The sequence below is a fragment of the Streptomyces sp. NPDC002446 genome, assembly GCF_053595675.1.
Genome location: NZ_JBSFYC010000032.1, coordinates 79,850 through 89,289 on the forward strand (window position 1 = coordinate 79,850; position 9,440 = coordinate 89,289).

At 72.8% G+C, this 9,440-nt stretch carries 8 protein-coding genes; 7 read left to right on the forward strand and 1 reads right to left on the reverse strand.

Translation table 11 applies throughout. The features are described 5' to 3' along the window. The first annotated feature begins 19 nt into the window (after nucleotides 1-19). Nucleotides 20-976, forward strand: a complete 957-nt coding sequence (locus ACWD6P_RS19845) for a 3-hydroxyacyl-CoA dehydrogenase NAD-binding domain-containing protein (protein WP_451445419.1) — start codon at nucleotides 20-22, stop codon at nucleotides 974-976. Next, nucleotides 973-2,154, forward strand: coding sequence for an acyl-CoA dehydrogenase family protein (locus tag ACWD6P_RS19850; RefSeq protein WP_451445420.1), 1,182 nt, complete (start codon nucleotides 973-975; stop codon nucleotides 2,152-2,154). The genes ACWD6P_RS19845 and ACWD6P_RS19850 overlap by 4 nt, the downstream gene beginning before the upstream one ends. Before the next feature lie 12 nt (nucleotides 2,155-2,166). Here the strand turns inward: ACWD6P_RS19850 and ACWD6P_RS19855 are convergent, their stop codons facing one another. After that, the gene (locus ACWD6P_RS19855) at nucleotides 2,167-2,949 is read right to left on the reverse strand and encodes a DeoR/GlpR family DNA-binding transcription regulator (RefSeq protein WP_451445421.1); all 783 of its coding nucleotides are present in this window, start codon (nucleotides 2,947-2,949) and stop codon (nucleotides 2,167-2,169) included. A 248-nt stretch (nucleotides 2,950-3,197) separates the two neighbouring features. On the opposite strand from ACWD6P_RS19855, the gene ACWD6P_RS19860 reads away from it, so the two are divergent. The 5 genes from ACWD6P_RS19860 to ACWD6P_RS19880 are packed head-to-tail and all read left to right on the forward strand — an operon-like array spanning nucleotide 3,198 to nucleotide 9,305. Continuing rightward, a complete protein-coding gene (locus ACWD6P_RS19860) occupies nucleotides 3,198-4,505 on the forward strand; it encodes an MFS transporter (RefSeq protein ID WP_451445422.1) in 1,308 nt (435 codons plus the stop codon). Between the two features lie 13 nt (nucleotides 4,506-4,518). Then, complete coding sequence (locus tag ACWD6P_RS19865) at nucleotides 4,519-6,081, forward strand: FGGY family carbohydrate kinase (RefSeq protein ID WP_451445423.1); 1,563 nt, start codon at nucleotides 4,519-4,521, stop codon at nucleotides 6,079-6,081. After that, nucleotides 6,074-7,588 (forward strand): FGGY-family carbohydrate kinase, encoded by a 1,515-nt coding sequence (locus tag ACWD6P_RS19870; protein WP_451445424.1) that lies wholly within the window; start codon nucleotides 6,074-6,076, stop codon nucleotides 7,586-7,588. The genes ACWD6P_RS19865 and ACWD6P_RS19870 overlap by 8 nt, the downstream gene beginning before the upstream one ends. After that, complete coding sequence (locus ACWD6P_RS19875; RefSeq protein ID WP_451445425.1) at nucleotides 7,585-8,217, forward strand: histidine phosphatase family protein; 633 nt, start codon at nucleotides 7,585-7,587, stop codon at nucleotides 8,215-8,217. The genes ACWD6P_RS19870 and ACWD6P_RS19875 overlap by 4 nt, the downstream gene beginning before the upstream one ends. 44 nt (nucleotides 8,218-8,261) lie before the next feature. Continuing rightward, complete coding sequence (locus ACWD6P_RS19880) at nucleotides 8,262-9,305, forward strand: 2-hydroxyacid dehydrogenase (RefSeq protein WP_451445426.1); 1,044 nt, start codon at nucleotides 8,262-8,264, stop codon at nucleotides 9,303-9,305. Nucleotides 9,306-9,440: the final 135 nt, after the last annotated feature.

Consider the following 9,440-nt stretch of genomic DNA (forward strand, 5'->3'; position numbering starts at 1 on the left):
CACGGAAGAAGCATCCGCCATGAGCAAGACACCCCCCACCGCGGCGGTGATCGGAGCCGGGACCATCGGGCTCTCCTGGACCGCCCTGTTCGCCGCGCACGGCATACCGGTGTGGGTCAGTGACCCACGCCCCGACCTGGCCGAAGCCGTGGACGGCGCGCTGGCGCAGGCGGCCCCGCAGCTGGCCCGGCAGGGCCTGGACGTGCGCGGCCTCGCCGCCCGGGTCCACCTGGCCGACGGCGTCGCCGAGGCGGTACGCCACGCCGATGTCGTCCAGGAGAACGGCCCCGAGAACACCGCCTTCAAGCGTGAACTCTTCGCCACCCTGGTCCGCGCGGCCCCCGCCCACGCGCTGCTGCTCAGCTCCTCGTCCGCCATCCCGTCGAGCGCCTTCACCGACGGACTCGACGACGCCGGGCGGATTCTGATCGGCCATCCGTTCAACCCGCCGCACCTCGTACCGCTGGTGGAGGTGGTGCCCGGCGAGCGCACGTCCGAGGGCGCCGTGGCACGGGCGGTCGCGTTCTACGAGTCCGTCGGGCGGGTCCCGGTCGTCGAGCGCAAGGAGATCCCCGGCTTCGTCGGCAACCGGCTGCAGAACGCGCTCAGCCGTGAGGCGATCCACCTGGTGGAGCAGGGCGTGGTCAGCCCCTCCGAGCTCGACACGATCATGGTGAACTCGCTCGGTCTGCGCTGGTCGACGGTGGGCCCCTTCCTCGGCGCCCACCTGGGCGGCGGCCCCGGCGGCTACCGGCACATGGCCGAGCACATCGGCCCCTCGATGCGACGGATGTGGGACTTTCTCGGCCGCCCCGAGCAGAGCCCCGCACAGACCGAACGGCTGATCACGGCCGTGGAGGACGCCTACGGCTCGCGCCCGTACGGCGAACTCGCCCAGGAGCGCGACGAGAAGCAACTCGCCGTCCTCGCCGCCCTGAACACCACAACGGAACCCCACGAGGAGGCCCGGTCATGACCGACCAGCTCACCGCCGACTTCTACGGCTACCAGGACCTGCTGTCCGACGACGAGCGCAAGCTGCTGCTCCGCGCCCGCGACGTCATGCGCAACGAGGTGAAGCCGCTGGTCAACGACGCCTGGGCAAAGGGCGAGTTCCCCCGCGAACTGATCGACGTCTTCCGTGGACTCGGGCTCGCCGGCGTCGCCTACGAGGGGTACGGCGACCCGCTGCCCGCCGGCAGCCATCTGCTGGTCGGGATGCTCACGATGGAGTACACCCGCACCGACGCCTCGTCCGCGACCTTCTTCGGCGTGCACAACGGCCTGGCCATGTACAGCATCTACCGCGGCGGCGACGAGGAGCAGCGGCGCCGCTGGCTCCCCGCGATGGCCGCCCTGGACAAGATCGGCGCCTTCGCGATGACCGAGCCGCTCGGCGGATCCGACGTGGCGGGCGGGATGCGCACCACCGCGCGCCGGGAGGGCGATCACTGGATCCTGAACGGCGCCAAGCGCTGGATCGGCAACGGCACCTTCGCCGACCTGGTCGTCGTCTGGGCCCGCGACGAGGCCGACGACCACGTCAAGGGCTTCGTGGTGGAGAAGGGCACGCCCGGCTTCTCGGCCACCAAGATCGAGAACAAGACCGCCTTCCGGATCGTCGAGAACGCCGACATCACCCTCACCGACGTCCGCGTCCCGGAAGCCGACCGGCTTCAGCGGATCGACTCCTTCCGCGATGTCGCGGAGATCCTGCGGGCCACCCGGGGCGGCGTCGCCTGGCAGGCCCTGGGCGTGATGACCGGCGCCTATGAGCTGGCGCTGGACTACGCCCGGGAGCGGCGGCAGTTCGGGCGGCCGATCGCCCGCTTCCAGATGGTGCAGGACCTCCTCGTCAAGAGCCTCGGGAACATCACCGCCTCCTGGGGGATGCTCGTCCAGCTGGCCCGCCTCCAGGACGCCGGCGTCTTCCGCGATGAACACTCGTCGCTGGCCAAGGCGTTCGTCACCGCCCGGATGCGTGAGGTCGTGGCCTGGAGCCGGGAGATCTTCGGCGGCAACGGCATCGTGCTCGACTACGACGTCGCCCGCTTCTTCGCCGACGCCGAGGCCATCTACTCCTTCGAGGGCACCCGCGAGATGAACACCCTCATCGTGGGCAAGGCGATCACGGGGGAGAGCGCCTTCGTCTGACGGCAAGGCGCCTCAGGGCCTGGCCGGCACCACCATCACCTCGGTGCCGGCCGCCCGTATGCCGCGGATCTGCTCCGGCGGCAGCCCGTCATCGACGATCAGCAGCTCGAAGTCGGTCAGCGGGGCCAGCGCGTACAGACCGCCCTTGGTGAACTTGGTGTGGTCCGCGACCAGGATGCGGCGCCCCGCGCTCTCCATCATGGCCCGCTTGACCTGCACGGTCTCCGGCGAGGTGTGGTAGCAGCGGTGGTTGGTGACGGCCGTGGTGGACAGGAACAGCACATCGGCGCGGAACGCCCGTACCGCGTCCGCGGTGTGCGGGCCCATGAAGGCGTCATACGCCGGGAAGTACGCCCCGCCCAGCGTGATCAGCGAGATGCCGGGCTCCTTGGCGAGGGTGGTGATGGCCGGCAGGGAGTTGGTGATCACGGTCAGCGGGGTGTGCTCGGCGACCTGGTGGGCCAGCAGCAGACAGGTCGTGCTGTCGTCGAGCAGCACGGTCTGCCCCGGGACCAGCAGCGTCGCCGCGGCCCGCGCCAGCTGCTGCTTGGTCTGCGCCATGGTGGCCATCCGCTCCGCGACGCTGCCGTGGAACTGCGCCGAGGGCAGTCCGGTCGCGCCGCCGCGCACCTTGCGCAGCCAGCCCTGCGCCTGAAGGGCGTCCAGATCGCGGTGCGCGGTCATCAGGCTGATGCCGAACTCCTCGGCGAGGTCCGCGGTACGCGCGAAGCCGCGCGCGATGACGGTCTCGCGCATACGGCGGCGCCGCTCCTCCTGGGCCTCGACCCGGTCCATCGCGCACCCTCTCCCCTTGGATCTCCTCGGTTCCGCGTGAATTCGCCGCGTTATGTTCGCACGGATTTAACACTGCACACGCTGCGGCCACGGTGTCCACATGCGGTTCCGCTACAACGCAACACAGCTGGTCATGGCCCTGATGCGAAGATTCCACGGGCCATTGACGCCCGATTCTGCGCGGCTGTTCCATCGCTCCGTCCACCCCCCTTGCCCCCCTGCCCCGCCGCCGCAGAAAGGGAGATTCGATGACGAACTCTCCTCCGCGTTCGCTGATCACCCGCCTGGGCATCCCGCCGACCCTCGCCTGGGGATACCTCGGGCTCCTCCTCTTCATGATCGGAGACGGGGTCGAGTCCGGCTATCTCTCGCCGTACCTCATCGACCAGCACCTCTCGGAGTCCCGGGTCGCGCTGCTCTTCACCGTCTACGGGATCGCCGCCGGCATCGCCGCCTGGCTGTCCGGAGTGCTGTCCGACCTGTGGGGCCCACGCCGCGTGATGTGGGCCGGTCTGGGCATCTGGGCCGTCTTCCAGGTCCTGTTCCTGACCGCCGCGATACCGCTGACCAGCTATCCGCTGATGATGGTCAGCTACGGTCTGCGCGGCCTGGGCTATCCGCTCTTCGCCTACGGCTTCCTGGTCTGGATCGCCAAGGTCGCGCCACGGGTCCGGCTCGGTACGGCCATGGGCTGGTTCTGGTTCGCCTTCACCGGCGGGCTGCCCACCCTCGGCTCGCTGGTCGCCAGCGGGCTGATCCCGCAGATCGGCGCGTACGCCACGCTGTGGGCCGCGCTGGTGCTGGTGGCCGCGGGCGGGCTGATCGCCCTGCTGCTGGTCCGTGACGAGCACGGCGGCAAGCGGCCCGGCGGTACGGGGGAGGGGCCGGTGGCCACGCTGGTCGGCAGTGTCACGGTCCTGTGGCGCAATCCCAGGGTCGGGGTCGGCTCGGCCGTCCGGGTCATCAACACGGCCTCGCAGTTCGGCTTCTTCGTGATCATGCCGATCCACTTCACCAGGACGGTCGGCTTCACCCTCACCGAGTGGCTGCACCTACTCAGCGCCATGTTCGCCACCAACATCTTCGCCAACCTGCTCTTCGGCGTGCTGGGCGACCGCTTCGGCTGGCGCCGCACCATCGCCTGGTTCGGCGGCGCGGGCTGCACGCTCAGCACCCTGCTGCTCTTCTACGTCCCGGACGCCGCGGGCGCCAACTTCCCGCTCGCCCTCCTGGCCGCCGCGTTCTACGGCGCTACGCTGGCAGGTTATGTACCGCTATCAGCGCTGGTGCCCACTTTGGAGCCGAAGCACCAGGGGCAGGCGCTGGCCGCGCTCAACCTGGGCGCGGGGGCCAGCACCTTCGTCGGCCCCGCCGTCGTCGCCGCGTTCGTCGGGCCGCTCGGCGTCGAAGGGGTGGTCTGGATCTTCGCGGGGATGTACGCGGTGAGCTGTGTGCTCGCCCACTTCCTGACGCTGCCGGACGAGCCGCGTACCGGGGACGCGGCCGGCGGTTCCGCCACGGACACCGCGCCCACCGCCGCCTCGGCACCGGCGTGAGAGGACCCCACTGATGTCCGTACTGACCATCGACGTCGGCACCACGGTGATCAAGTCCGTCGTCTTCGACGACCAGGGCACCGAGGTCGCCGTCGCCCGCCGGGCCACCGAGGTCCTGCGCCCGCACCCCGGCTGGGCGGAACAGGACATGGACGCCGTCTGGGACGCCGTCGTGCACACCGTCCGCACCGTGCTCGACGGGCTGGCCGACCCGGTCTGGCTGGTGTCCTTCACCGCCCAGGGCGACGGCGCCTGGCTCGTCGACGACCGCGGCCGCCCCACCGGACCCGCCATCCTGTGGTCCGACGGCCGCGCCGGGGACCAGCTCACCGCCTGGCAGCAAGACGGCGTCCTGGAGGCGGCCTTCCGCCGCAACGGCTCGCTGACCTGCGCCGGAATGCCCAATGCGCTCTTCAGCTGGCTCGCCGTCCACGACCCGGACCGGCTGGCCCGCTCCGCCACCTCGCTCACCGCCGCCGGCTGGCTCTTCCTGCGCTTCACCGGCGTCCGCGCCAGCGACGAATCCGATGCCTCGGCCCCGTTCCTCGACCACTCCACCGGCGACTACGACCCCGCCATCCTCGACCTGTTCGGCCTCGGCGCGTACCAGCGGCTGCTGCCGAACGTCCTGGGGGAGTCGCAGCGGATCGGCGAGATCACCACCGCGGCCGCCAAGGAGCTGGGACTGCCCGCCGGGCTCCCGGTCGTGATGGCGCCGTACGACATCGCCTCCACCGCCCGCGGCGTCGGCGTCGTCAACCCCGGGCAGGCCTGCAGCATCCTCGGCACCACACTGTGCACCGAGATCGTCCGTACGGAGATCGACACCAGCGGCGAGCCGTCCGGCATCCACATCGCCTACCGCGGCCGCGAGCGGGTGCTGCGCGCCTTCCCCACGCTCAACGGCGCCGAGGTGCTCGGCTGGGCGGCACGGCTGCTGCATCTGCCGGGCCCGCCGGAGCTGGCGCAGCTGGCCTTCGAGTCGGAGCCCGGCGCCCGCGGGCTGATGTTCCTGCCCTACCTCTCCCCGGCCGGCGAACGCGCCCCGTTCCTGGACCCCGGCGCCCGAGGCTCCTTCTGGGGCCTGTCCCTGGAGCACCGGCCCGCCGATCTGGCCCGCGCGGTCTTCGACGGGCTCTCCCTGGTCCTGCGCGACTCGCTGGCCGCCGCCCGCACGGACGTCAGCGAGCTGCGGCTGTGCGGCGGCGGCGCCAACAGCGACGCCTGGTGCGCGCTGATCGCCGATGCGACGGGGGTGCCCACCGCGCGCTCCGGCGACACCGAACTCGGTGCCAAGGGCGCCTTCCTCACCGGCCTGGTGCGCACCGGCGCCGAGACCAGCATGCACAGCGCCGCCGCCAAATACGTCCGGATGCAACGGAGTTGGCAGCCCGAACCGGAGCGTGCGGCGTTCTACGCCGCGCTCTACGAGGACTTCCTCACCTGGCGCGGGCTCGCCCGGGAGTCGGGCTGGCGAGGAAGCGCCGTCTGGCGGGGGAGCGCCGGCCGTCCCGCCGAGCCCACCGGCCACCCCGTCGACCCCGCAGCCACCGCCCCTGGAGGCACCCTTGTCTGACCCGCACCGCACCGGCGGCCCGCCCGCCACGCTCCTCGACGGCATCTGGCTCGGCCTCGACCTCGGCACCCAGAGCGCACGCTGCGTCGCCGTCGACGGCACCGGGCAGGTCCTCGCCACCGCGGCCCGCCCGCTGACCAGCCACCGCCACGGCAACCGGCACGAGCAGGACCCCGAGGAGTGGTGGCACGCGCTCGCCGCCGCCTGCCGGGAGGCGCTGGACGGCCTCGACGCCCGGCGGATCCGCGGGCTGGCCGTCGACGGCACCTCCGGCACGATCCTGCTCGCCGACGACCGGGGCACCCCGCTCACCCCGGGCCTGATGTACGACGACGGCCGCGCCGCCGAGCAGGCCCCGGCCGTCAACGCCGCCGGCGCACAGGTCTGGCAGGAGCTGGGCTACCGCAGCATGCAGCCGTCCTGGGCGCTGCCCAAGCTCGTGGCACTGCTGCAGAGCGCCCCCGGGCTCCGCACCGGGACCCGGCTGCTGCACCAGGTCGACCTGGTCACCTGGCGGCTGGCCGGGCATCAGGTGGCGAGCGACGCCAGCCATGCCCTCAAGACCGGCTACCACCTCGTCGAGGAGCGCTGGCCGCACCGGGTGATGGCCGAACTCGGCGTGCCCGAAGGGATGTTGCCCGAGGTGGTGCGCCCCGGCAGCGTGCTCGGCACCGTATGCGCCGAGGCCTCCGCGGCCACCGGCATCCCCGAGGGGACCGCCGTCGTCGCCGGGATGACCGACGGCTGCGCCGCACAGATCGGTGCCGGAGCGCTCGCCCCGGGCGCCTGGAACTCGGTGCTGGGCACCACCCTCGTCCTCAAGGGCACCAGCCCGCACCTGGTCCGCGACCCGGCGGGCGTCGTCTACTGCCACCGCGGACCGGGCGGGACATGGCTGCCCGGCGGCGCCTCCAGCAGCGGCGCCGGAGTCCTCTCCCGGCGCTTCCCCGGCGCGGACCTGGAGGCGCTCACCGCCGAGGCGGCGGCCCTGGACCCGGACGCGGTCGCCTACCCGCTGGTCTCCACCGGCGGCGAACGCTTCCCCTTCCGCGCCCCCGACGCCGCACCCTTCGTCCTGGGCGACGCACCCACCCCCGCCGCCGCGTTCCACGCCCACCTCCTCGGCGTCGCCTGCCTCGAACGGCTCTGCTTCGACTACCTCGACCACCTCGGCGCGCCGGTCGACGGCCCGCTCACCCTGACCGGAGGCGGCGCCCGCAACGCCTACTGGTGCCGGCTGCGCGCCGATGTCCTCGGCCGCCCCGTACGGCTGCCGCACCAGGCCGAGGGCGCCCTCGGCATGGCCGTCCTCGCCGCCACCTCCTCGGGCGCGGGCCTGACGGAAGCGGCCGCCGCCATGATCCGCATCGACCGGGAGATCGCGCCGAGCCCCGCCCGCACCGCCCGCTACACCCCCCTCTACCTCCGCTTCATCGACGAACTCACCCGCCGCGGCTGGCTCGGCCAGGCAGTGGCCGACCACGCCCGCAGGAGGGCAGCGCAGTGACCGACTTCATCCTCGTCCGGCACGGCGAGACCGTCTGGCACGCGGAGAACCGCTACGCCGGCCGCACCGACGTGCCGCTGACCGACCACGGCCGGGCGCAGGCCGCCGCCCTCGCCACCTGGGCCGCCACCGCCGGGCTCACCGCCGTCTGGAGCTCCCCGCTCTCCCGGGCCCGGCTCACCGCCGCCCCCGCCGCCGGCGCCTGCGGGTTGGCCCCCCGCATCGACGAGCGGCTCTACGAGGTCGACTTCGGCCAGGGCGAGGGCCTGACCAGGGACGAGATGCAGCGGCGCTTCCCGGAGCGGCTGGCCGCCTTCCTCGCCGACCCCGTCGACAACCACCTGCCCGGCGGCGAGCACCCGCGCCATGCCGCCGAGCGCGCCGCCGACTGCCTCGCCGACATCGCCCGCGAACAGCCGCACGGCCGGGTCCTGGTGGTCGCCCACTCCACCCTCGTCCGGGTCCTGCTCTGCCATCTGCTGGGCATCCCGCTCGCCGACTACCGGCGGGTCTTCCCGCAGCTGCACAACGGCGCCCTCACCGAGATCCGCATCGACCACGGGCGGACCGCGCTGCTGAGTTTCAACGCCCCCGCGCAGAACCGGGCCCAGGCCCCCGCCCTCCACTGACCCCACGGCCGCCCCGCCCCACGCCCCCAGGAGAAGAAGCCCCCATGAGCACCACCGTCCTCGCCGCCGGCAACCACTTCATCCGCCCGAGCCTGTTCACCGAGGCCGTGCGCGCGGCCGCCGGGGACACACCGCTGGACGTACGCGAGATCCGGTTCGACTGGCCGCACACCCCCTTCGGCCCGGTCGCCGAGGTCATCGAGGCCTCCGGCAGCGAGGACGAGATGATCGAGGCGCTCCAGGGCGTCGAGATCTGCGTCACCGAACACGGTCCCCTCACCGAGCGGATCCTCGCCAACTGCCCCGATCTGAAGCTGTTCTGCACCAGCCGCGGCGGCCCGGTCAACGCCAACCTCGAAGCCGCCACCCGGCACGGCGTCGCGGTCTGCTACGCCCCCGGCCGCAACGCCACCGCCACCGCGGAGCACACCCTCACCCTGCTGCTGGCCGCGGCCCGCGGCGTCGGCGACACCCACACCGATCTGCGCCGGGGCGTGTGGCGCGGCGACTACTACGACTACGACAACTGCGGCATCGAGATCGACGGCGCCACCGTCGGCCTGATCGGCTTCGGCGCCATCGGCAGCCGGGTCGCCAAGGTGCTCGCCGCGATGGGCGCCCAGGTCCTGGTCCACGACCCGTACGTACGTCCCGAGGCGCTGGCCGGCATCGCCGAGCAGGTCCCGCTCGACGAACTGCTCGGCCGCTCCCGCATCGTCTCCCTGCACGCCCGGGTCACCGAGGAGACCAAGGGCATGATCGGCCGCAAGCAGATCGCCGCGCTGCCCCGCGGTGCGATCCTGGTCAACTGCGCCCGTGGCGCGCTGCTCGACTACGACGCGGTCTGCGACGCCCTGGACTCCGGGCAGCTGGCCGGCGCCGGCTTCGACGTCTTCCCCGAGGAGCCGCTGCCCGCCGGATCCCGGCTGCTGACCGCCCCCGGCGTCGTCCTCACCCCGCACATCGCGGGCGGCAGCCAGCAGGTCGCGCACAAGGCCGCACGGATCGTCGCCGAGGAGGTCGGCCGCCATCTGCGTGGCGAGCCGCTGGTGCACTGCGCCAACCCCGAGGTGCTGAAGGGGCGTTGACGCGCGGTCGGGCATGCGCCGCGGTCGCTGGGGGCTGGGGCTTGCGGGGTTCGTCGGTGGGGCGGGCCGGAGGGGCCGTACGGGGGTCCGTCCTCGGCGCGGGCGCTTCTGGTACGAGCGGAAGTCACCCCGGCG

Bases quoted from the DNA above. Each gene is read 5' to 3' on its own strand.
- ACWD6P_RS19865 (WP_451445423.1), top strand. From the start codon at position 4,519: ATGTCCGTACTGACCATCGACGTCGGCACCACGGTGATCAAGTCCGTC.
- ACWD6P_RS19850 (WP_451445420.1), top strand. From the start codon at position 973: ATGACCGACCAGCTCACCGCCGACTTCTACGGCTACCAGGACCTGCTG.
- ACWD6P_RS19845 (WP_451445419.1), top strand. From the start codon at position 20: ATGAGCAAGACACCCCCCACCGCGGCGGTGATCGGAGCCGGGACCATC.
- ACWD6P_RS19880 (WP_451445426.1), top strand. From the start codon at position 8,262: ATGAGCACCACCGTCCTCGCCGCCGGCAACCACTTCATCCGCCCGAGC.
- ACWD6P_RS19860 (WP_451445422.1), top strand. From the start codon at position 3,198: ATGACGAACTCTCCTCCGCGTTCGCTGATCACCCGCCTGGGCATCCCG.
- ACWD6P_RS19855 (WP_451445421.1), bottom strand. From the start codon at position 2,949: ATGGACCGGGTCGAGGCCCAGGAGGAGCGGCGCCGCCGTATGCGCGAG.